The sequence below is a fragment of the Methylobacterium sp. Leaf361 genome (genome assembly GCF_001424445.1).
Lineage (GTDB): Bacteria > Pseudomonadota > Alphaproteobacteria > Rhizobiales > Beijerinckiaceae > Methylobacterium.
In genome coordinates, this window is record NZ_LMPY01000013.1 from 1 (window position 1) to 19,712 (window position 19,712).

General features: G+C 71.4%; 21 protein-coding genes and 3 pseudogenes. 10 read left to right on the top strand and 14 right to left on the bottom strand.

Annotation, left to right across the window (positions count from 1 at the left end; genetic code table 11):
- The 3 genes and pseudogenes from ASG32_RS35025 to ASG32_RS12125 all read right to left on the bottom strand — a co-directional run.
- Nucleotides 1–156: pseudogene (locus tag ASG32_RS35025) on the bottom strand (sugar transporter); the annotation flags it as partial.
- Nucleotides 157–417: 261 nt separating this feature from the next.
- Complete coding sequence (locus tag ASG32_RS12120; RefSeq protein ID WP_056526187.1) at nucleotides 418–666, bottom strand: hypothetical protein; 249 nt, start codon at nucleotides 664–666, stop codon at nucleotides 418–420.
- 181 nt (nucleotides 667–847) lie between these two features.
- Nucleotides 848–1,144: a DUF3072 domain-containing protein gene (locus ASG32_RS12125; protein ID WP_244491911.1), complete on the bottom strand. Its 297-nt coding sequence runs from the start codon at nucleotides 1,142–1,144 to the stop codon at nucleotides 848–850.
- A 174-nt stretch (nucleotides 1,145–1,318) separates the two neighbouring features.
- Between ASG32_RS12125 and ASG32_RS12130 the strand changes: the two genes are divergently transcribed.
- The 7 genes from ASG32_RS12130 to ASG32_RS12160 all read left to right on the top strand — a co-directional run bounded on the left by ASG32_RS12130 (nucleotide 1,319) and on the right by ASG32_RS12160 (nucleotide 6,959).
- Nucleotides 1,319–1,909 carry a gluconokinase gene (locus tag ASG32_RS12130; RefSeq protein WP_056526352.1) on the top strand — a complete coding sequence of 197 codons (591 nt, stop codon included), beginning with the start codon at nucleotides 1,319–1,321 and terminating at the stop codon, nucleotides 1,907–1,909.
- Nucleotides 1,906–2,727 carry a Cof-type HAD-IIB family hydrolase gene (locus ASG32_RS12135; protein ID WP_056526190.1) on the top strand — a complete coding sequence of 274 codons (822 nt, stop codon included), beginning with the start codon at nucleotides 1,906–1,908 and terminating at the stop codon, nucleotides 2,725–2,727. The genes ASG32_RS12130 and ASG32_RS12135 overlap by 4 nt, the downstream gene beginning before the upstream one ends.
- A gap of 168 nt (nucleotides 2,728–2,895) precedes the next feature.
- Nucleotides 2,896–3,873: a transglycosylase SLT domain-containing protein gene (locus ASG32_RS12140; RefSeq protein ID WP_056526193.1), complete on the top strand. Its 978-nt coding sequence runs from the start codon at nucleotides 2,896–2,898 to the stop codon at nucleotides 3,871–3,873.
- Between the two features lie 343 nt (nucleotides 3,874–4,216).
- Nucleotides 4,217–5,098, top strand: coding sequence for a helix-turn-helix transcriptional regulator (locus tag ASG32_RS12145; RefSeq protein ID WP_020095664.1), 882 nt, complete (start codon nucleotides 4,217–4,219; stop codon nucleotides 5,096–5,098).
- 226 nt (nucleotides 5,099–5,324) lie between these two features.
- The gene (cysE, locus tag ASG32_RS12150; protein WP_056526196.1) at nucleotides 5,325–6,176 is read left to right on the top strand and encodes a serine O-acetyltransferase; all 852 of its coding nucleotides are present in this window, start codon (nucleotides 5,325–5,327) and stop codon (nucleotides 6,174–6,176) included.
- A gap of 91 nt (nucleotides 6,177–6,267) precedes the next feature.
- A complete protein-coding gene (locus ASG32_RS12155; RefSeq protein ID WP_007565940.1) occupies nucleotides 6,268–6,483 on the top strand; it encodes a DUF3126 family protein in 216 nt (71 codons plus the stop codon).
- A 146-nt stretch (nucleotides 6,484–6,629) separates the two neighbouring features.
- Entirely contained in the window at nucleotides 6,630–6,959 is a 330-nt protein-coding gene (locus ASG32_RS12160; protein ID WP_020095662.1) for a hypothetical protein, read from the top strand.
- Between the two features lie 6 nt (nucleotides 6,960–6,965).
- On the opposite strand, the gene ASG32_RS12165 is transcribed toward ASG32_RS12160, so the two are convergent.
- Entirely contained in the window at nucleotides 6,966–7,673 is a 708-nt protein-coding gene (locus tag ASG32_RS12165) for a transglutaminase-like cysteine peptidase (protein ID WP_056526198.1), read from the bottom strand.
- 319 nt (nucleotides 7,674–7,992) lie between these two features.
- Here ASG32_RS12165 and ASG32_RS12170 point away from each other — a divergent pair, with 319 nt between their 5' ends.
- Nucleotides 7,993–8,250, top strand: coding sequence for a hypothetical protein (locus ASG32_RS12170; protein ID WP_012320711.1), 258 nt, complete (start codon nucleotides 7,993–7,995; stop codon nucleotides 8,248–8,250).
- A gap of 7 nt (nucleotides 8,251–8,257) precedes the next feature.
- Here the strand turns inward: ASG32_RS12170 and ASG32_RS32400 are convergent.
- The 10 genes and pseudogenes from ASG32_RS32400 to ASG32_RS12215 all read right to left on the bottom strand — a co-directional run.
- Nucleotides 8,258–8,398, bottom strand: a pseudogene (locus ASG32_RS32400) (transglutaminase-like cysteine peptidase); the annotation flags it as partial.
- 21 nt (nucleotides 8,399–8,419) lie between these two features.
- Nucleotides 8,420–8,868, bottom strand: a 449-nt coding sequence (locus tag ASG32_RS12175; RefSeq protein WP_206780035.1) for a transglutaminase-like cysteine peptidase, incomplete at its 5' end; no start/stop codon positions are given.
- A 1-nt stretch (nucleotide 8,869) separates the two neighbouring features.
- A pseudogene (locus ASG32_RS12180) lies at nucleotides 8,870–9,144 on the bottom strand (transglutaminase-like cysteine peptidase); the annotation flags it as partial.
- Between the two features lie 356 nt (nucleotides 9,145–9,500).
- Nucleotides 9,501–11,234, bottom strand: coding sequence for an AMP-binding protein (locus ASG32_RS12185; RefSeq protein WP_056526201.1), 1,734 nt, complete (start codon nucleotides 11,232–11,234; stop codon nucleotides 9,501–9,503).
- A 45-nt stretch (nucleotides 11,235–11,279) separates the two neighbouring features.
- Nucleotides 11,280–11,714, bottom strand: coding sequence for a hypothetical protein (locus ASG32_RS12190; RefSeq protein WP_056526204.1), 435 nt, complete (start codon nucleotides 11,712–11,714; stop codon nucleotides 11,280–11,282).
- A 14-nt stretch (nucleotides 11,715–11,728) separates the two neighbouring features.
- Nucleotides 11,729–12,508 (bottom strand): enoyl-CoA hydratase, encoded by a 780-nt coding sequence (locus ASG32_RS12195; RefSeq protein WP_020095657.1) that lies wholly within the window; start codon nucleotides 12,506–12,508, stop codon nucleotides 11,729–11,731.
- Nucleotides 12,505–13,398, bottom strand: coding sequence for a 3-hydroxyisobutyrate dehydrogenase (gene mmsB / locus ASG32_RS12200; RefSeq protein ID WP_056526206.1), 894 nt, complete (start codon nucleotides 13,396–13,398; stop codon nucleotides 12,505–12,507). Before mmsB ends, ASG32_RS12195 begins: the two co-directional genes overlap by 4 nt.
- Nucleotides 13,399–13,583: 185 nt before the next feature.
- On the bottom strand, nucleotides 13,584–14,645 hold the full coding sequence (locus ASG32_RS12205) for an enoyl-CoA hydratase/isomerase family protein (RefSeq protein WP_056526209.1): 1,062 nt from the start codon (nucleotides 14,643–14,645) through the stop codon (nucleotides 13,584–13,586).
- Entirely contained in the window at nucleotides 14,642–15,787 is a 1,146-nt protein-coding gene (locus ASG32_RS12210) for an isobutyryl-CoA dehydrogenase (protein ID WP_056526212.1), read from the bottom strand. The genes ASG32_RS12205 and ASG32_RS12210 overlap by 4 nt, the downstream gene beginning before the upstream one ends.
- 122 nt (nucleotides 15,788–15,909) lie before the next feature.
- The gene (locus tag ASG32_RS12215; RefSeq protein ID WP_056526215.1) at nucleotides 15,910–17,406 is read right to left on the bottom strand and encodes a CoA-acylating methylmalonate-semialdehyde dehydrogenase; all 1,497 of its coding nucleotides are present in this window, start codon (nucleotides 17,404–17,406) and stop codon (nucleotides 15,910–15,912) included.
- Between the two features lie 116 nt (nucleotides 17,407–17,522).
- Here ASG32_RS12215 and ASG32_RS12220 point away from each other — a divergent pair, with 116 nt between their 5' ends.
- Both ASG32_RS12220 and ASG32_RS12225 read left to right on the top strand, forming a co-directional pair.
- Nucleotides 17,523–18,431: a LysR family transcriptional regulator gene (locus ASG32_RS12220; RefSeq protein WP_244491912.1), complete on the top strand. Its 909-nt coding sequence runs from the start codon at nucleotides 17,523–17,525 to the stop codon at nucleotides 18,429–18,431.
- A gap of 87 nt (nucleotides 18,432–18,518) precedes the next feature.
- On the top strand, nucleotides 18,519–19,682 hold the full coding sequence (locus ASG32_RS12225) for an iron-containing alcohol dehydrogenase (RefSeq protein WP_056526218.1): 1,164 nt from the start codon (nucleotides 18,519–18,521) through the stop codon (nucleotides 19,680–19,682).
- Nucleotides 19,683–19,712 lie beyond the last annotated feature (30 nt).

Below are 19,712 nucleotides of genomic sequence, written 5' to 3' on the forward strand. Positions count from 1 at the left end.
GACGTCGATGATCTCGTAGCGGGCAAGGATCCCGCCGTCGGCCGTGGCGACCTCGGCCCCGGCCTGGATCGCGCTCGCCGTCGGACCCGCCGCGGGCAGGTACGTGCAGCCCGACATCGCCGTGACGGCGAGCAGGACGAGGGGAAGTTTGCGCATCCAGATGTTGCCCATCGGTATTGCCGAGCCCGTGCCTAGCCCATAGCGGCCCAGGTGTCCGTAGCGGGTGAGCCACACTCCGCCCGCCACGACCGAGACTGCTAAGTCATCCTCGTTAAGCACAGCTTTTTCGGGGCACAGGGACGACGAATGCCGGGCGCAGCGCGCGCTGCTGAAATATCGGGACACAAATCCGAGCGCTGTCGACGGTAACGAGTCGGCCCATCGACTCCAGGGCCGCACGGCCCCGGCGCGATCCGCTCACTGACCCTGGGTCACCGCCGCGGTGATGTCGCCGTAGACGGCGCTGACGCGGGACACGTAGTAGCGGATGCTGCCGACCGCGACGAGGAAGATCAGGCCCCCGAGCAGGGCGTACTCGGTCGCGGTGGATCCGCGGAGGTCGCGGGCGAAGCGCGCGGCCGCGACAGGGATCCGATCCGTCAGGGCGGCCGCCGCCCGGGATCGCACCGCGCGCCGCCCCGCCCCGTCGCCGCCCGGCTCATCCATGGTCGAACGCGCCTTCCCGTCCCGCCGTCCGCGTGACCTCACGCGCTCGGAAGGCTGTTACCGGCCCGCGCTTGCCGCCGGCTTAACGAAGTGTCCGAAACAGGGCATCGGGCCGATTCCGGGCGGGATATGCACCGCCCCGCGCGGCGGGCGCGCCCGGCGAGGGCGCGCCCGCGACGGCTCAGGCGTGGCCGGCCTTGTGGCGCAGGTCGTCGATCCGCTTGGAGGCCTCGGCCTTGTCGAGGTCGGGATCGAACGCCTTCGGCTCCTTCGCCTCCTCGGAGAGCGTCTTCAGGTAGGAGGCCTGCGCGCCGGTCATCGGCTCGCCGCCGGTGGTCCACTGGTCCGGATCCTTGATCTGGTTCGACACGTCCTTCGGGTCGGTCTTGGGGTTCTCCGGCACGTTCTGGTGCGCATCCTGGCGCGCTCCGGAATCCCGATCGGCCTTCGACGTCGCCTTCGCGGTGGTGGTAGCCATGCGACTCGTGTTCCCTAAATGTTCGCGTTCTGGGTCGTCAACGCGGCCCGCGCCGCGACGGTTCCTGCCGACACGGCGGCAACGTCGGGCGCGGCGATCTTCCCTTCCGCGCGCGCGCTCCGCATGATCGTGACGCGCGGCGCCCCGGCGCGCCTCGGAGCCACGGTGGTCCGGATGACGTCCCAATCAGACTCGCCATTCGATGCCGGGACGGCCGCTCAGGTGCTCGTGGTCATGGGCGTCTCGGGGTCCGGGAAGAGCACCGTGGCGGCGCTGATCGCCGAGAAGCTCGGCTGGATCTTCGTGGACGGCGACAGCTTCCACGCGCCGGAGCATGTGGCGAAGATGCACGCGGGCCACGCCCTCGACGACGCGGACCGCGCGCCGTGGCTCGCCCGGATCGCGACCTGGATCCAGCAGCGCCTCGACGCCGGCGAGTCCGGCGTGGTGGTCTGCTCGGCGCTCCGGCGCGCGTACCGGGACGTCCTCACCCGGGGCAGCCGGCGGGTCCGCATCGTCTACCTCGACGGCGACAAGGCCCTGATCGCGCGGCGTCTCGCGGAACGCCAGGGTCACTTCATGTCGCCGCATCTCCTGGACAGCCAGTTCGCGACCCTCGAGGTCCCGGGCCCCGACGAGCACCCGATCACCGTCGGGATCCTCGAGCCGCCCGAGGCGATTGCCGACCGGGTCGTGGCGGAACTCGCCGCCGCGGCGCGTCGCGATCCGGGTGGGGCGGGATCCGGGTGGGGAGTGACGCGATGACTGCAGGAACCGGCAAGGCCGCGGGGATCGCCCTGGTGATCTCGGACGTCGACGGCACCCTGGTCACCGGGGACAAGCGCCTGACGGCAGCGACGGTGGCGGCCGTCCGCCGCCTGCGCGCGGCCGGGATCGGCTTCAGCATCGCCTCGGCGCGGCCGCCGATCGGGCTGCGGAGCCTCGTGGCGGAGCTCGGCCTCGACCTGCCGATGGGAGCCTTCAACGGCGCGAGCGTCGTCCGGCCGGACCTGTCGATCATCGAGGAACGGACCATCCCGGAGCCGGCGGCCCGGGCGGCCCTCGACCGGCTCCTGGCCGAGGGGCTGGATGTCTGGGTCTTCGCCGACGGCGCGTGGTGCCTGCGCGACCCGGACGGTCCCTACACCGACCTAGAGCGCCGCACGATCGACGCGGAGCCCCGGGTCGTGCCGGATCTCGGAACGCTCATGGGTACGGCCGCCAAGATCGTCGGCGTCAGCCGCGACCACGCCCATCTCGAGGCCTGCGAGACGCGAATCGCGGCGGCGCTGGCCGGCCGGGCCACCGTCCACCGCTCGCAGAAGTACTATCTCGACGTGACGCCGCCCGATCTCGACAAGGGTCGCTTCGTCGCCTGGATGAGCGCGCATCTCGCTATCCCGCGCGAGCGGATCGCCACGTTCGGCGATGCCGGGAACGATCGCCCGATGTTCGCGCAGAGCGGCTACTCCGTGGCGATGGGCAATGCCGAGGCGAGCGTCCAGGCGGCCGCCAGCGCGGTCACGGACAGCAACGACGCCGACGGGTTCGCCCGCGCGGTCGAGCGCTTCATCCTTCCCTGACCGGCTCCCCAGACCGGCCGACCGCGTCCGCGCGCCGCCCTGTGGCGCGCGGATCACAAGCACGCCCGTCGCCCCGGCCGCCCACAGGCTGCCGAACGGGGGCCGCTTTCCGGCCTCATTTCCCCGTGACCTAGCTTGACTACAGAACAAGCAGCACCGGGTCTCGGAATGCATCGCCTCATCCTGGCCGCCGTCCTCGCGGTCGCGCCCGCCGCCGCCTTCGGGCAGGGCGCGCGCGACAATATCGACGCGTTGATCGAGCAGCAGGCGAAGGCGAACGGCGTTCCGGCGAGCTTCGTGCACGCCGTGGTCAAGCGCGAGAGCAACTACAATCCGCGGGCGAAGGGCGGCAGCGCCCTGGGTCTCATGCAGATCAAGCACGCGACCGCGCGCGGCATGGGCTACACCGGCGACGCCGCCGGCCTGTACGATCCGGAGACCAACCTGCGCTACGGCGTGGCCTATCTGGCGGGCGCCTACCGCACGGCGAAGGGCAACGTCGCCCAGGCCTACCAGTACTACAACCGCGGCTACTACTACGCCGCCAAGCGCCAGGGCATCTCCACCGAGGTCGCCTCGGTGGTCGCCCCGGTGGCGGCGTCGGCCAGCGCCCTCGCGAGCCTGTTCGGCGGCGGCGTCGCCGACTCCAAACCCAACCCCGCGGCCGCCGCCCTGGCCTACGCGCCGACGGCCGCCGCCGTGGCGGAGGTTCCGACCGAGACCGTCGAGGTGCCGCTGCCGCCGCGCCGGCCCGCTGCCCTGGCCGGCGCCGCGGTCGAGCTCGCCAGCCTCTCCATCGACCCGGCCGCAGGCGCGACCCCGGCCGCCCCGCAGGCCGCCTCGGTTCCCTCCGTGGAGGTGCCGCTGCCGCCGCGCCGACCCACCGCCCTCGGGAGCGCGGAGGCCTCGCCGGCGCAGATGGCGGAACTCCGGCTCTCGCCGCAGCCCGCGGCGGCCGCCACCCCGATGACCCCCGCGGCCGCTTCGGCACTGGCCACCGAAGCGGCGGTCGAGGCGGTCGAGGTGCCGCTGCCGCCGCGCCGTCCGTCGCTCCAGATGCTCGCCGCCGCGACGCCGCGGCGCGCTCCGGCCGCCGCGGCGCTCGCCACGCCGGTGCGCGAGGCCACGGCCCTGCCGGTCGAGTAGCGCGCCCTCTCCGGCGCGGGTGCAGACCGCCGATCGCCCGCCCGGCCGGGCCTTCTGCCCACACAAGGATCATGCCCAAGGCTTGACCATCGGGTCGATCCGCAACACATAGGCGCCACGCCAGCAACGTGGTTGGATCGTTACGGTACGGACCGGCGCCGCGAGACAGCGGCCGTACGCGGGTGGCGCACGACGGATCTCAGGGCAGGAAACGCCGGTCTACACGCGCACGTTCTCAGGCAGCTTCCTGTCTGGCGGAACGCCAAAGCGCGATGGATCTCGAAGCGGCAGGCATGCAGGGCACGGACTCTGCTTTCGAGCTGGCAGGAAAGCGGACGGCGCCATGACCGGCGTGGAACAGGAATCTCTCTTTCTCACGGACCTCGGGCGACGCGTCAGGCACGCGCGCACCGTGCGCGGGCTGTCGCGCAAGGTTCTGTCGCAGACCTCGGGCCTGTCCGAGCGCTACATCGCGCAGCTAGAGGGCGGCCAGGGCAACGTCTCGATCATCCTGCTGCGGCGGGTGGCGAACGCCATGGGTGTGCGGCTGGACGACCTGATCACCGGCAACGACGCGCTGCCCGACTGGCCCGTGGTGCGCGACCTCCTCGCCCAGGCGAGCCCGGCCCAGATCGTCGCCGCCAAGGAGGCCCTGTCCGGCGGCAGCCGGCCCGAATCGAGCAACCGGCCGCGCGTGGCGCTGACCGGACTGCGCGGCGCCGGCAAGTCGACCCTCGGCAAGCTCGCGGCCGAGCGCCTCGGCTGGACCTTCGTGGAGCTCAACGCCGAGATCGAGCGGGAGAACGCCCTCTCGGTCCAGGAGATCTTCGCGATCTACGGCCAGGAAGGCTACCGCCGGCTCGAGCAGGCGGCCTTGCGGCGCCTGACCGAGCATCCCGGGCCGCTGATCCTCGCGACGAGCGGCGGCATCGTCGCGGAACCGCTGACCTACGATTTGCTCCTCCAGGCGTTCTACACCATCTGGCTGCGCGCCCGGCCGGAGGAGCATATGAGCCGCGTCCGCGAGCAGGGACACCTCGCCACGACGGGCGACCACGCCTCCGCGATGCAGGAGCTGCGCGCCGTGCTGGCGAGCCGCGAGCCGCTCTACGCCCGGGCCCCGGCGACGGTGGACACCTCCAACATCCCTGTCCAGACGATGCTGGACCGCCTGACGGCGGCGATCGAGGCGCGGTTCGGGCAGGGCGTGCCGCTGGCGGACTGACCCGCCCGCGTTCGCTGACAGCCATGCGACCGATGCGACCCCCGGGCCGCGCCGGCCCTTGATCGCCGCGGTGCAGCGCACCACGCTAGGGCAGTACCCGCGGTCCGTCGCCGCCGCTGCCGTCTCTCCGGGCGGGACAACCACCCCGCTCGAGCGGGTGCTGGACCGGCCCCGCCCCACGCGCGACCGGCAGACCCTGCGAAGTCCCGGACATGAGCATCCGACTATGAGCGCCAGTCCTGCCTTCACTCATCCATCGCATGACCTCGCGGTCGTCGACCCGGTCTGGTCGCGGTTGCGGGACGAGGCGGAGGATGTCCTGCGGACCGAGCCGCAGCTCGCCTCCTTCATCGTCGCCACCATCCTGAACCACACCACGCTGGAAGGCGCGGTCTCCCACCGGGTCGCGGCGCGGCTCGGGCACCCGTCGCTCCCGGCCGAACTCGTCGCCCACGCCTTCCACGAGGCGATCACGGTCGATCCCGGAATCGGCCAGGCGTTCCGCGCCGATATCGGCGCGGTGATCGACCGGGATCCGGCGACGCTCCGGGCCCTCGAACCGGTCCTGTACTTCAAGGGCTTCCACGCCCTGCAGGCCTACCGCCTCGCCCACCATGTCTGGAACCGCGGTCGACGCGACCTCGCCCTCTACCTCCAGAGCCGGATCTCGGAGGTGTTCCAGTGCGACATCCATCCGGCGGCGCGGATCGGTCGGGGCGTCTTCCTCGACCACGCCACCGGCCTCGTGGTCGGGTCGACCGCGGTGATCGAGGACGACGTGTCGATCCTCCACGCCGTGACCCTGGGCGGCACCGGCAAGCAGCGCGGCGACCGCCACCCCAAGATCCGCCGCGGCGTGATGATCGGCGCCGGCGCCAAGATCCTGGGCAACATCGAGGTCGGGGCCTGCGCCCGAGTGGCGGCGGGCTCGGTGGTGCTGCGGCCGGTACCGCCGAACACGACGGTCGTCGGCGTGCCGGCGCGCGTGGTCGGCACCGCCGGCTGCGACGATCCGGCTCGGGCGATGGACCAACTCGTCGCCCTCGATCAGTTCATCCACCTGGGCGACGGGATCTGACCCGGGGCCGTCGCGCTTGCCGCTCCGCCCGCGGCGTGGCAAGCCCTCGGCCCATCCGCGGCGCCAGCGCCGCCAGGGGAGATCGACCAGCGTGACCAAAGCCGAGACCGCGAAGCTTCAGGACTATCTGCGCCGCAAGTTCGCGAACAACAATATCCGCCTCACCGCGATGAAGACCGGCGATTCCGCCGAGGTGTTCATCGGCGAGGAGTCGATCGGCGTGATCGCCGACGACAAGGAGGACGGCGACGATTCCTTCGTCTTCCGGATGGCGATCCTCGACATCGATCTCGAGGAAGAGGCCTGAGGCCCCGCGCTCCGGCCGGACCCGCGTCTCGGATCGGGTTCCGCCGGCCGCACCTGTGCACGGATTAACGCTAACAAAGACTCGTGCTTAACAACCGGTAAACGGCGTGAGTACAGTGCGCGCAACCTGTATCAGGAGCGCGAATAATGGTCCTCACGCCCGTCGCCCTCGAGTCGATCCGGACCCTCTGCATCGGACTGGCGCTGTCCGGCCTGATCGCCAGCGCCTTCGAGCTGTTCGCGGCGCGGCGGGCGAGCTTCAGCCTGCTGGAGCGCGGTGGTCTGCCGGCGGTCGCCGCCCTGCCGATGCTGGCCTTCTCGGCGCCGTTCATCATCCTGCGCAACACGGTGCGCGGCCGGCGGATCGAGGGGCGCCCGATCCCGTTCGTGATGCTGGCGACGGTCATCGCGTGCGGCTGGAGCCTGCTCTCCGGCCGCGTCGCCCTCGACCTCGCCGCGATGCTGGTCGGCGCCTGACCGGGTTCAGGGCTCGGCGGTGGCCACCTGCGCGGTCCCGTCCTTGCCCTCCAGGGACACCCAGGCCGCGCCGTCCTGGCCGGCCCGCTTGATGAAGTTGTAGCCGGTGCGGCGCCAGGAGCGGATCGCGTCGGTCTTGTTGTCGAGGATGAAGTCGCCGCGGTCGGTCCGGACCGTCAGCACCGCGTGGCCCTCGTTGGTCTCGTCGATCACCACGGTCATCAGCAGGGCGCGCCGCGGCAGGCCGCGCTCCACCAGCATCCGCCGCTTCAGCAGCTGGTAATCCTCGCAATCGCCGAACCCGTCATCGGGGAAGTCCCAGCGGTCGACGACGCCCCAGTGCGCCTGATCGGTGATCGGCCGGATGCGCGCGTTCACGCGGCGGTTGACGCTCTGCAGGGTCCGCCACACCGCCACGGTCAGGGAAATCTCGACCGGCTCGGCCGTGTCGACCGTGCATTCCTGAGGCGTGCGGGCGCAGAAATCCGTCCAGCCCGCGATCGCCCGCACCGGCCCGGTCGGTTCGGCGGCGGTCACCTGATCCGGCAGGACCAGCCGCGCGTGGGCGTGGGTCGTGGCGCCGCCCATCGCGAGGATCGTGCCGAGCAGGGCGAAACTCGCCGCCTGCCGCGCGCGGCACGCCGCGTGCGTCCACCCGCGCCAACGGAGCGGGCCGAAGACCTGACACGAGATACCGCCATCCGCGTGCCGCATGGTTCAAGCCCCCGCCGCCCGATGATGACGGAAGGGTGACACGGCCACGTGCGACGCACAATGGGTCAGGGGGAGCCAGCTAACGCGCGGGGAGCCGTATCGGTTCCGATTTAAGAGAGTGTTGCATCCGCGGGGCTGGCCGAAACCGTATGCACTGAGTGAATAGCCGCTCTGCGCCTTCTCGGAAGGCCTTGATTCAGGTCAGCTTTGCCGGCTTCTCAGCACGGCTCGCACGGGGGATTCGCGGCGGGCTCGATCGAGACGCGTGAAGCCGGCCAGCCCGTCGCCGACGGGGCCGCACCCCAGGAAAGGACCCGCCATGCAGCCCGCCATCCAGCAGGTGATCAGAGCGCTCGCCGAAGATGGTCGGGCCGGCGCGATCAATATCGCGGAGCACGCGGTCGATTCCTACCTCGCCGACGCGCCGAGCGAGGGCGACAGGGCGCTGTCGCGGGACATCCTGGTCCGGGATCTCGCCAGTCTCCGGGGCGTCGCCCCGCATCTCGCGGCCTTCATCGGCCGGGTGGAGTCCTACGTGGCGAGCCTCGCCCAGCCGTCGCTGAGCCGGGCGGCCTGAGGCCGCGTCACCGGTTTGCGGTGGTGACCGGGGAGGTGACGCCGCCGAGGGAGACCCAGGCGACGGCGTCCTGGCTCTCGCGCTTGATGAACACGTAGCCGGTCTTGTGCCAAGGCAGGATCGCGCTGGTCTTGTTGTGCTTGAGCAGGAACGGCGCCCTGAGGCCGCGTCACCGGTTTGCGGTGGTGACCGGGGAGGTGACGCCGCCGAGGGAGACCCAGGCGACGGCGTCCTGGCTCTCGCGCTTGATGAACACGTAGCCGGTCTTGTGCCAGGGCAGGATCGCGCTGGTCTTGTTGTCGAGCACCAGGTCGCCCCGGTCGGTGATCAGGGTCAGCACGGCGTGGCCCTCGCCCTTCTCGTCGATCACCACGGTCATGCGCATCGCCCGCCGCGGCAGGCCGGCCTCGGCCAGCAKGTGGCGCTTGAGCAGCTGGAAGTCCTCGCAGTCGCCGATGCCGTCCTCGGCCAGGTCCCAGCGGTCGGCCACGTGCAGGTGGTCCTGGTCGGTCATCGGCTCGATCGCCTTGTTGACCCGCCGGTTCACCGACACGATCGTCGCCCAGGTGGCGGGCGTCAGGCTGATCCGGGCCGGCTCGCCCGGTCCAGCGCGCACTCNAGGTGGTCCTGGTCGGTCATCGGCTCGATCGCCTTGTTGACCCGCCGGTTCACCGACACGATCGTCGCCCAGGTGGCGGGCGTCAGGCTGATCCGGGCCGGCTCGCCCCGGTCCAGCGCGCACTCCGCCGCGTAATTCTGACAGAACGTCACCCACGCCGCGATCGGCTTGGCGTCGCCCAGGATCTTGGCGCCCACGTCCGCGGGCAGGCTCGCCAGCGTCTGCGCCTGAACCGGAGCGGCGAGGCCGAGCAGCGTCGCCGCTCCGACCAGCATCCCCCGAACCGTCCTGAGAAGCGCCGCGCCCATCGAACCCGTCCCCGTTGTTAAGGACAGGATTGCGCCGCAGAGCCTCCGCGGCGCTGAAGCGGATGCGCGCAATTTTACCGATCCGCCGGTGCGGGCCCGCTCACGCGCGACAGCGTCGACGGGAGACTTGAGAACCCCTGTAAATCGGCGGCTTCGGCTTCGGAAACCGGAAACCTTGAGGGTTCGTCACCCGGGGACCCGAGCCTTCAGGAGCGCCGCCGCCATCGCGGGCGCAGCGGGGCGCGCCAGGACTGCGCCAGGCCGACCGATGTCGCGCTGCCCTGTGTCGCCTCGCTGCGCCCGCGATCACAAGGTGGAAACGCTCAGCCCGCCGTCTGGTCGAGCTTGCGCTCGGCCTCGCCCTTCAGCTCCGGGAAGTCCGCCTGCGTGTAGGCGCGGCCCCGGTGCGGGTCCTCGGTGATGCCCTCGTGCTCCAGGCGGCGGAGCTGCACCCGCCGGATCTTGCCCGAGATCGTCTTGGGCAGATCGGTGACGAATTCGAGCCCGCGCAGGCGCTTGAAGGTCGCGAGCCGGGCGTTGGTGAAGCGGAAGATGTCGAGCGCCGTCTCGGGCCCGGGGCTGGCTCCGGCCACCAGGGACACGTAGGCCTTCGGGATGGTGTGACGCATCGGATCGGGCACCGGCACCACCGCCGCCTCGGCCACGGCCGGATGTTCGATCAGCACGCTCTCCAGCTCGAAGGGGCTGATCCGGTAGCCCGACGACTTGAACACGTCGTCGGCGCGGCCGACGAAGGTGTAGCAGCCCTGCTCGTCCACGAAGGCGACGTCGCCGGTGTGGTAGAGGTCGCCGGCCGCGCCCGACAGGTTGCCCTGGCCGTCGTCGTAGCCCTGCATCAGGCCGGCGGGCCGGTGGGCCCCGAGTTCGAGGCAGACCTCGCCCTCGGTGGCCGGCTGACCGTCGAGGTCGAGGACGCGCACCCGGTAGCCCGGGAGAGGCCGGCCCAGGGCGCCCGGCACCACCGGCTGCCCCGGCGTGTTGGCCATGAGCGCGGTGGTCTCGGTCTGGCCGTAGCCGTCGCGGATCGTGAGGCCCCAGGCGCTCTTCACGCGCTCGATCACCTCGGGATTCAGGGGCTCGCCCGCCGCGCAGACCTCGCGCAGGGCGAGCCGCTTCCCGGACAGGTCCTCCTGGATGATCATCCGCCAGACGGTCGGCGGCGCGCAGAGCGTCGTGGCGCCGGTGCGCTCCAGCTGCGCCAGCAGCGCGGCCGCGTTGAACGGCGCCTGGTTGATCACCAGGATCGTCGCGCCGGCGTTCCAGGGCGCGAAGAACGAGGACCACGCGTGCTTCGCCCAGCCCGGCGAGGAGACGTTGCAGTGCACGTCCCCCGGCTGCAGCCCGAGCCAGTACATGGTCGAGAGCGCGCCCACCGGGTAGGAGCGGTGGCTATGGCGCACCAGCTTCGGCTTCGCCGTGGTGCCGGAGGTGAAGTAGAGGAGCAGCGGGTCGTCGGCGGCGGTCGGGGCGTCCGGCGCGAAGCTGTCCGAGGCGGTGAAGGCGTCGTCGTAGGCCGCCCAGCCCTCCGTCGGAGCCCCGGTGACGAGGCGGACGGCGCCGCCCGTGTCGAGGCCGGCGAACCGTGCGATCTGCTCCGGCCCGGCCACGATCGCCCGCGGGCGGCCGCGGGCGAGGCGGTCGGCGAGCTCGTCGGCGGTGAGCAGCGTGGTCGCCGGGATGACCACGGCGCCGAGCTTCATCGCGGCCAGCATGGTCTCCCACAGGGCCGGCACGTTGCCGAGCAGCAGGAGCAGGTGGTCACCGCGCTTCAGGCCGAGCTGACGCAGGTGGTTGGCCACCTGATTGGACCGTGCCGCGAGCTCGCCGAAGCTGAGGCTCTGCTCGGCCCCGCTGGCGGCCTCGACGATTCGCAGGGCGGCGCGGTCGCGGCTCTCGGGGCCGGCGAGGACGGCGTCGAACCAGTCGAGCGCCCAGTTGAACGGCACCGGGTCCGGCCACGCGAAGGCCGCGACGGCGGCGGCGTAGTCGGTGCGGTGGACCAGCAGAAGGTCGCGGGCCTCCCGGAAGCTCGGCATGGTCGTTCCCCCTCGTCCTCGTTGACCGATCCCGACCCGGCGTCTTCAGGCCGGGATCAGATCCTCACCGGCCTCGCCCTGCGCGAGACGCTGAACCATGGCGGCGTGGAAGTCGCGGATCTGCCCGGCAATCGCCCCAACACTGCGGTCGTTGCGGGCGAAATCGTCGGGGTTCAGCGCGATCAGGCCGGCCGTGTAGCCGGCCTCGTTGTGTTCGAACGGATCCGCGTAGAGCCATGCCCGCCAATCGCGGAGCGGGATCAGGCTGGCGCCGGGCTTGACCCGCAGCGCCGCCAGGAAACGGAAATGGCGCGTCAGCTCTTTCCGCCAGACCGACCGCGTCCGTTGGGGCACGTCGAAGGCGAGCAGCTTCACGAGGTGCTCGTTGATGGTCTCCTCGCGCCCGCGCGCCTTCTGGGCGACGATTGCGCGCGGGAAGGCCATCTCGAACCGGACTTCGTCGTGGTCCAGCACATCCATCGCCTGGTCCCCGCTCAGGTGTTCTCGAACCGGGGCGGCCGCTTCTCTACGAAGGCGGCCATACCCTCCTTCTGGTCCTTGGTGGCGAACATGGCGTGGAACACCCGCCGCTCGAACCGGATGCCCTCGGTCAGCGTGGTCTCGTAGGACCGGTTGACCGCCTCCTTGGTCATCATCGCGATCGGCAGCGACATCGACGCGATGGTCTCGGCCGCCTTCAGTGCCTCGTCGAGGAGCTGGTCGGCCGCGATCACGCGCGAGACGAGGCCGGCACGCTCGGCCTCGGCGGCGTCCATCATCCGCCCGGTCAGGCACATCTCCATGGCCTTGGCCTTGCCGACGAAGCGGGTCAGCCGCTGGCTGCCGCCGATCCCCGGCATCACGCCGAGCTTGATCTCGGGCTGGCCGAACTGCGCCGTGTCGGCCGCCAGGATGATGTCGCACATCATGGCGAGTTCGCAGCCACCGCCGAGCGCGTAGCCCGCCACCGCGGCGATGATCGGCTTGCGCACGGCGACGAACCGGTCCCAGTCGGCGAACCGGTCGCCGGAATACATCTCCGCGTAGGTGGCGTGCTGCATCTCCTTGATGTCGGCGCCGGCCGCGAAGGCCTTGGCCGAGCCGGTGAGGACGATGCAGCCGATACCCGGATCCGCATCCGCCTCGGTCGCCGCCCGGATCACCTCCCGGGTGAGTTGCGCGTTGAGGGCGTTCAGCGCCTTCGGCCGGTTGAGGGTGATCAGCAGGACGCGCCCGCGCGTCTCCGTCAGGATCGTCTCGTACGTGTCGCTCACGACTCGCCTCCCTGCCCGCGGAGCATACGGATGATCGCGGAAAAGTCCTCTCCCCCGTGGCCCGCGCCCTCGAACAGACCGTAGATCTGCGCGGCCTCCGCGCCCAGCGGCGTCGCCGCCCCCGCGGCGATGGCGGCGGCCTGGGCAAGCCGGAGGTCCTTGAGCATCAGCGCGGCGGCGAAGCCCGGCTTGTAGCCGTTGTTGGCCGGCGAGGTCGGCACCGGGCCCGGCACCGGGCAGTAGGTGGTCAGTGACCAGCACTGACCCGAGGAGACCGAGGCCACGTCGTAGAGCGCCTGGTGCGACAGGCCGAGCTTCTCGCCGAGCGCGAAAGCCTCGCTGACGCCGATCATCGAGATGCCGAGGATCATGTTGTTGCAGATCTTGGCCGCCTGCCCGGCGCCGGCATCGCCGCAATGGAACACGTTCTTGCCCATCACCTTCAGCAGCGGCTCGGCCTTGGCGAAGGCGGCCGCGGCGCCGCCGGCCATGAAAGTCAGCGTCCCGGCCTTCGCGCCGCCGGTGCCGCCGGAGACCGGCGCGTCCACCGACAGGCAGCCCCGCGCCTCGGCGAGGGCGTGGGCCTTGCGGGCGCTCTCGACGTCGACCGTGGAGGAATCGATCAGGAGCGTGCCGGCGGGCAGGGCCTCGGCGAGCTGCGTCCAGACCTCGACCACGTGCCGCCCGGCGGGCAGCATGGTGATGACGACGTCCGCCCCTTGGGCCGCCTCCAGGGCCGAGCCGGTGACAGCGACGCCTCCGGCGCGCGCCGCCTCCAGCGAGGCCGGCACCAGGTCGAAGCCGCGCACGGTGTGGCCCGCCTTCACGAGGTTGGCCGCCATGGGCCCGCCCATGTTGCCGAGACCGATGAACCCGATGGTCTGCGCCATCCTGCTTCTCCCTTGATTGCTGTCGTTCGCGTCTTCCACCCGCGTCCTCATCCTGAAGTGACCGCGACGCGGGCCTCGAAGGAGGGCTCCAGGAATCACGGCGGCTTCTGGAGCCCTCCTTCGAGGCCTACGCTACGCTTCGGCACCTCAGGATGAGGGTGTGAGTGGGAACGAGCGACGCGTCATCACACCGGCCCCGTGCGCGATTCCGAAAAAACCGGCTCCGCCCGCTTCTCCAGCCAGCGGGCGATCCGCGCCGGATCGACCGCGTCGAGGGTCGGCGGGTTCCAGCGCGGGCTCTTGTCCTTGTCGATCACCGCGGCGCGGATGCCTTCGCGGAAATCGCCCTCCGCCAGCAGCGCCAGCGAGGCGTGGAACTCGCGCTCCAGGCAGGCTTCCAGGTTCGGCGCGCCGCGACCGAGCCGCAGGAGGCACAGCGTCAGGACGAGGCTCGACGGCGCCTTGGTCAGGAGCGTCGCCCGGGTCGCGGCGGCGAAGTCCGAGCCGTCCGCCGCCAGGGCCGACAGGATCTCGTCCACCATGTCGAAGGCGAAGCAGCGGTCGATCACCGCCCGGTGCGCGGCGAGCGGTGCCGGCTCCGGATCACGGGCGAGCCGTGCGATCGTGTCCCGCACGCCCGCCTGCCCGGCATCCGGGTCGAGCGCCACGAGGGCGTCGATCAGGTCAGGCAGACCCGCGGAGGGCACCAGGGCGTCGGCCAGCCGGCAGAAGATCGCGTCGGCGGCGCCGACCGGCTCGCCGGTCAGGCCGAGATAGGTGCCGAGTTCCCCGGGCGCGCGCGGCAGCAGCCACGTTCCGCCGACATCCGGCAGGTAGCCGATGCCGGTCTCCGGCATGGCGACGCGGGAACGCTCGGTGACGATCCGGTGCGCGGCGTGGCCCGCGAGCCCGACACCCCCGCCCATGGTGATGCCGTCCATGACCGCCACGAAGGGCTTCTCGTAGGCCGCGATGCGCGCATCGAGCCTGTACTCGTCCCGCCAGAAGGTCTCGGCGAAGGCGGTGTCGGGGCTGTCGTAGAGGGAGCGCAGGTCGCCGCCGGCGCACAGGCCGCGCTCGCCCTCCCCGGTGAGCAGCACCGCGGCGATGCCCGGATCGGCCGAGAACCGGTCGAGCGCCCGGTCGATCTCGCCGACCATGCCGTGGGTCAGGGCATTGAGGGCCTTCGGCCGGTTGAGTCGCAGCCGGCCCAGCGCGCCGACCCGCTCGACGATCACGTCGCTCATCGGCGCCCCCCGGTCAGCCCGCGGGCGATGATCAGCCGCATGATCTCGTTGGTCCCCTCGAGGATCTGGTGCACGCGCAGGTCGCGGACGATCTTCTCTACGCCGTACTCGGCAAGGTAGCCGTAGCCGCCGTGAAGCTGGAGCGCCTGGTTGGCGACCTCGAAGGCCGCGTCGGTGACGTGGCGCTTGGCCATCGCGCAGAGCTGGGTCGCGGCCGGGTCCTTGGCGTCGAGCGCGGCGGCCGCGTGCCGCAGGAAGGTGCGCGACACCTCCAGGCTCGTCGCCATGTCGGCGAGGCGGAACTGCAGCGCCTGGAAGTCGGTGAGCCTCGCCCCGAAGGCGCGGCGGTCGCCCATGTAGGCGAGCGCCTTGTCGAGGGCCGCCTGCGCGCCGCCGAGCGAGCATGCCGCGATGTTGAGCCGCCCCCCGTCGAGGCCGCTCATGGCGATCTTGAAGCCCTGGCCCTCGGCGCCGAGGCGGTTGCCCACCGGCACACGGCAGCCGTCGAAGCGCACCGCGCGGGTCGGCTGGGCGTTCCAGCCCATCTTGCGCTCGTCGGCCCCGAAGGACAGGCCGGGCGTGCCCTTCTCGACCACGATCGCGGAGATCCCCGCCGGCCCGGCCTCGCCGGTGCGGACCATGCAGACGTAGAGGTCGCTGGCGCCGGCGCCCGAGATGAACTGCTTCTCGCCGGTGAGCACGTAATGGTCGCCGTCCCGCTCGGCGCGGGTGCGGAGCGCCGCGGCGTCGGAGCCCGAGCCCGGCTCGGTGAGGCAGTAGCTGGCGATCCGCTCCATGCCCATGAGCGACGGCAGCCAGCGGCGGCGCTGATCGTCGCCGCCGTAGGCGTCGATCATCCAGGCGCACATGTTGTGGATCGACAGGAACGCCGCCACGGTCGGGCAGCCGGTGCTGAGCGCCTCGAAGATCAGCGTCGCGTCGAGGCGCGACAGGCCGGAACCGCCGACATCCTCGCGGACGTAGATGCCCGCCATGCCGAGGGCGGCCGCTTCCCGCAGGGTCTCGACCGGGAAGGTCTTGTCGCGGTCCCAGTCGAGGGCGTGCGGCGCGATGTGCTCGGCCGCGAAGCCGAGGGCCATCTCGCGGATCGCGGTCCGGTCCTCGTCGAGCCCGAAACTCATGGGCACTCCCTCATGTTCGTCAGCCACCGCGCGAGGTACGCACATCGGCCGCCCCAAGGCGGGCCGTACCTTCTCCCCGCGCGGGAGAGGGGGACCCGGGCCCCACCTCGAGCCGTCGCGCTCTACCGCATCGTCGGGATGGAGAACTCCGCCCCGCTCTTGATGCCGCTCGGCCAGCGCTGCGTCACGGTCTTGGTCTTGGTGTAGAAGCGGATCGAGTCCGGCCCGTGCTGGTTCAGGTCGCCGAAGCCCGAACGCTTCCAGCCGCCGAAGGTGTGGTAGGCGATCGGGACCGGGATCGGCACGTTCACGCCGACCATGCCGACGTTGACCCGCGCGGTGAAGTCGCGGGCCGCGTCGCCGTCCTGGGTGAAGATCGCGACGCCGTTGCCGTACTGGTGGGTCGAGGGCAGCGCCAGCGCCTCCTCGTAATCCCTGGCCCGAACCACCGAGAGCACGGGGCCGAAGATCTCCTCCTTGTAGATCGTCATGTCGGGCGTCACGCGGTCGAACAGCGAGCCGCCCATGTAGAAGCCGTTCTCGTAGCCCTGGAGCTTGAAGCCGCGGCCGTCGACGGCGAGCTGCGCGCCCTCGGCGACGCCTTTGTCGATGTAGCTCGCGACCTTCTGCACGGCCTCAGCCGTGACGAGCGGGCCGTAATCGGCCGAGCCGTCATGGGACGGGCCGATCTTGAGCGACTCGACCCGCGGGATCAGCTTCTCCATCAGGCGGTCGGCGGTCTGCTCGCCCACCGGCACCGCCACCGAGATGGCCATGCAGCGCTCGCCGGCCGAGCCGTAGCCGGCGCCGATCAGCGCGTCGACCGCCTGGCCCATGTCGGCGTCCGGCATGATGATCATGTGGTTCTTGGCGCCGCCGAAGCACTGGGCGCGCTTGCCCGTCTCGGCGGCGCGCACGTAGATGTACTCGGCGATGTGCGAGGAGCCGACGAAGCCCACCGCCTTGATGTCCTCGTCGTCGAGGATCGCGTCGACCGCCTCCTTGTCGCCGTTGACGACGTTGAGGATGCCCGGCGGCAGGCCCGCCTCCAGGAAGATCTCGGCGATGCGGATCGGCACGCTCGGGTCGCGCTCGGACGGCTTCAGGATGAAGGCGTTGCCGCAGGCGATGGCCGGGGCGCATTTCCACAGCGGGATCATGGCCGGGAAGTTGAACGGCGTGATGCCGGCGACGACGCCCAGCGGCTGGCGCAGGGAGTAGACGTCGATCCCGGGACCCGCCCCTTCCGTGTACTCGCCCTTGAGCAGGTGCGGGATGCCGCAGGCGAACTCCACGACCTCGACGCCGCGCTGGATGTCGCCCTTGGCGTCCGGCACGGTCTTGCCGTGCTCGGAGGCCAGCAACTCGGCCAGCGAATCGTTCTCGCCGCGGATGAGCTCGAGGAAGCGCATCATGACGCGGGCGCGCTTCTGCGGATTGGTCGCCGCCCAGGCCGGCTGGGCCGCTGCGGCGTTCTCGACCGCGGCGCGCATCTCGGCCTTGCTGGCGAGCGCGACCTTGGCCTGCACCTCGCCGGTCGAGGGGTGGAACACGTCGGCGAACCGCCCGCTCTCGCCGCCGACGTTCCGGCCGCCGATGTAATGCCCGATCGTGCGCATGCGCGCCTCCCTGTGATGTGGCGTTCGATTTTGGCGCACCCTATCAGGATCGCTTGAGCGATAAAGCCGGATGCGCTTACAGCCGTCGTGCATCGATGCACAGCGAGGGTGCGATCATGGCCAGGACGGGGCCCAACTGGGACGACCTCCGCTTCTTCCTCGCCGTGGCGCGGACCGGAACGCTGAGTGCCGCCGGGACCCGTACCGGCACCGAGCACACCACGGTCGGGCGCCGGATCCGCGCCCTGGAGGAAGGGCTCGGCGCCCGGCTGTTCCACCGCAGCAACCTCGGCTACGCGCTCACCGAGGACGGCGCGAACCTGCTCGGCGTCGCCGAGGCCATGGAGAGCGCGTTCCTGTCGGCGAGCGCCGCCACGGAGGCCGCCCAGGCGGTCTCCGGCACGGTGCGGATCGGCGCGCCGGACGGGTTCGGCAGCGTGTTCCTGGCCCCCCGGATGCACCGGCTCACCGCGCGCCATCCGGGGCTAGAGGTGGAGATCATGGCGACCGCCCGGATCTTCAGCCTGTCGAAGCGCGAGGCCGACATCGTCATCAGCCTGTCCGGCCCGCAGCAGGCGCGGGTGGTGGCGCGCCGGCTGACCGATTACCGGCTGCTCGTCTACGCGGCCGAATCCTACCTCGCCGGGACCGGACCGATCGCGGAGGTCGGAGATCTCTCGGGGCATCCCTTCGTCGGCTACATCGAGGACATGCTGTTCACGCGCGAGCTGAACTATCTCGGCGCCCTGGGCCCGCCGGTCTCGGCGCGTCTGCGCTCCACGAACCTCCTGGCCCAGGTCCACGCGACGCTCGGCGGCGCAGGCCTCTGCGTGCTGCCGGCCTTCATCGCGGCGGCCCATCCGGGGCTCGTGCCGGTGCTGCCCGGGGCGGTGTCTCTGACCCGCTCGTTCCACATGCACATCCACGAGGATCACCGGAAGGCCGCCCATATCCGCGCCGTGGCGGGCTTCATCGCGGGCGAGGTGGAGGCCGCCGCCGCGCTCTTCGCCGGGCCGGCAGTGTAAGCACCGGCAGTTTCGCCCGGCGGGCGCAGGTCCTAAGATCGTCGTTCCGGCGCACCAGCAGAGGCGCCGGGTGGGAGAAGCAAGAGTATGGTCGCCTCGATCGCCCTGCCCCGGCTGATGCGCGTCGGCGCCGGCGCCTCGCGGCTCCTGCCGGAGGTGCTCGGCCAGCTGGGCCTGTCGCGGCCCTTCGTAGTCACCGATCCCTATCTCGCCGGCAGCGGCCGCACCGACACGCTGCTCGAGCGCCTCACCAAGGCGGGCGCGAAGGCCACAATCTTCTCCGAGACCGTGCCGGACCCGACCGTGGCGTCCGTGGAGGCGGCGCTGGCGGCCCTCCAGGCGGGCGATTTCGACTGCGTGGTCGGCTTCGGCGGCGGCAGCCCCATGGACACCGCCAAGGCGGTGGCGGTGCTCGCCCGCCACGGCGGCCACATGCGCGACTACAAGGCGCCGCGCCAGCAGGACGAGCCCGGCCTGCCGATCGTGGCGATCCCGACCACCGCCGGCACCGGCTCGGAGGCGACCCGCTTCACCATCGTGACCGACGAGGCCTCGGACGAGAAGATGCTCTGCATCGGCCTCGCCTACCTGCCGGTGGCGGCCCTGGTCGATTACGAGCTGACGCTCACCAAGCCCAAGCGGCTCACCGCCGACACCGGCATCGACGCCCTGACCCACGCGATCGAGGCCTACGTCTCGCGCAAGTCGAACCTGTTCTCGGACGGGCTGGCGCTTCAGGCGATGCGGTTGATCGCCCCGAACCTGCGCCGGGTCTGGACCGATCCGGGCGATCGGGCGGCCCGCGAGGCGATGATGCTCGGCGCGACCCAGGCCGGCATCGCCTTCTCGAACGCCTCCGTGGCGCTCGTCCACGGCATGAGCCGGCCGATCGGCGCGCATTTCCACGTCGCGCACGGGCTCTCGAACGCGATGCTGCTGCCGGCGGTCACGGCCTTCTCGGCCCCGGCCGCGATCGACCGCTACGCCGCCTGCGCCCGCGCCATGAAGATCGCCGGCCCGGACACCGACGACCGCTCGGCGGTGTCGGCCCTGGTGACCGAGCTCGAGGCGCTGAACGACGACCTCGACGTGCCGGGGCCGCAGGAATACGGCATCGACCCGGCCCGCTGGGAGGCGCTGCTCCCCACCATGGCGGCCCAGGCGCTGGCTTCCGGCTCCCCCGCCAACAACCCGGTGGAGCCCAGCGCCGACGAGATCGTGGCCCTGTACCGGCGCGTCTGGGCGGGGTGATACCCTCTCGGAGTAGAGCACATCCTGAGA

Excerpts from the sequence above, each read along its gene's own strand:
- ASG32_RS12120 (WP_056526187.1), bottom strand. The coding sequence starts at position 666 with ATGGATGAGCCGGGCGGCGACGGGGCGGGGCGGCGCGCGGTGCGATCC.
- ASG32_RS12140 (WP_056526193.1), top strand. The coding sequence starts at position 2,896 with ATGCATCGCCTCATCCTGGCCGCCGTCCTCGCGGTCGCGCCCGCCGCC.
- mmsB (WP_056526206.1), bottom strand. The coding sequence starts at position 13,398 with ATGGCGCAGACCATCGGGTTCATCGGTCTCGGCAACATGGGCGGGCCC.
- ASG32_RS12165 (WP_056526198.1), bottom strand. The coding sequence starts at position 7,673 with ATGCGGCACGCGGATGGCGGTATCTCGTGTCAGGTCTTCGGCCCGCTC.
- ASG32_RS12185 (WP_056526201.1), bottom strand. The coding sequence starts at position 11,234 with ATGCCGAGCTTCCGGGAGGCCCGCGACCTTCTGCTGGTCCACCGCACC.
- ASG32_RS12160 (WP_020095662.1), top strand. The coding sequence starts at position 6,630 with ATGGTCCTCACGCCCGTCGCCCTCGAGTCGATCCGGACCCTCTGCATC.
- ASG32_RS12130 (WP_056526352.1), top strand. The coding sequence starts at position 1,319 with ATGACGTCCCAATCAGACTCGCCATTCGATGCCGGGACGGCCGCTCAG.
- ASG32_RS12220 (WP_244491912.1), top strand. The coding sequence starts at position 17,523 with ATGGCCAGGACGGGGCCCAACTGGGACGACCTCCGCTTCTTCCTCGCC.
- ASG32_RS12210 (WP_056526212.1), bottom strand. The coding sequence starts at position 15,787 with ATGAGTTTCGGGCTCGACGAGGACCGGACCGCGATCCGCGAGATGGCC.
- ASG32_RS12170 (WP_012320711.1), top strand. The coding sequence starts at position 7,993 with ATGCAGCCCGCCATCCAGCAGGTGATCAGAGCGCTCGCCGAAGATGGT.
- ASG32_RS12135 (WP_056526190.1), top strand. The coding sequence starts at position 1,906 with ATGACTGCAGGAACCGGCAAGGCCGCGGGGATCGCCCTGGTGATCTCG.
- cysE (WP_056526196.1), top strand. The coding sequence starts at position 5,325 with ATGAGCGCCAGTCCTGCCTTCACTCATCCATCGCATGACCTCGCGGTC.
- ASG32_RS12125 (WP_244491911.1), bottom strand. The coding sequence starts at position 1,144 with ATGGCTACCACCACCGCGAAGGCGACGTCGAAGGCCGATCGGGATTCC.
- ASG32_RS12225 (WP_056526218.1), top strand. The coding sequence starts at position 18,519 with ATGGTCGCCTCGATCGCCCTGCCCCGGCTGATGCGCGTCGGCGCCGGC.
- ASG32_RS12215 (WP_056526215.1), bottom strand. The coding sequence starts at position 17,406 with ATGCGCACGATCGGGCATTACATCGGCGGCCGGAACGTCGGCGGCGAG.
- ASG32_RS12205 (WP_056526209.1), bottom strand. The coding sequence starts at position 14,645 with ATGAGCGACGTGATCGTCGAGCGGGTCGGCGCGCTGGGCCGGCTGCGA.
- ASG32_RS12145 (WP_020095664.1), top strand. The coding sequence starts at position 4,217 with ATGACCGGCGTGGAACAGGAATCTCTCTTTCTCACGGACCTCGGGCGA.
- ASG32_RS12190 (WP_056526204.1), bottom strand. The coding sequence starts at position 11,714 with ATGGATGTGCTGGACCACGACGAAGTCCGGTTCGAGATGGCCTTCCCG.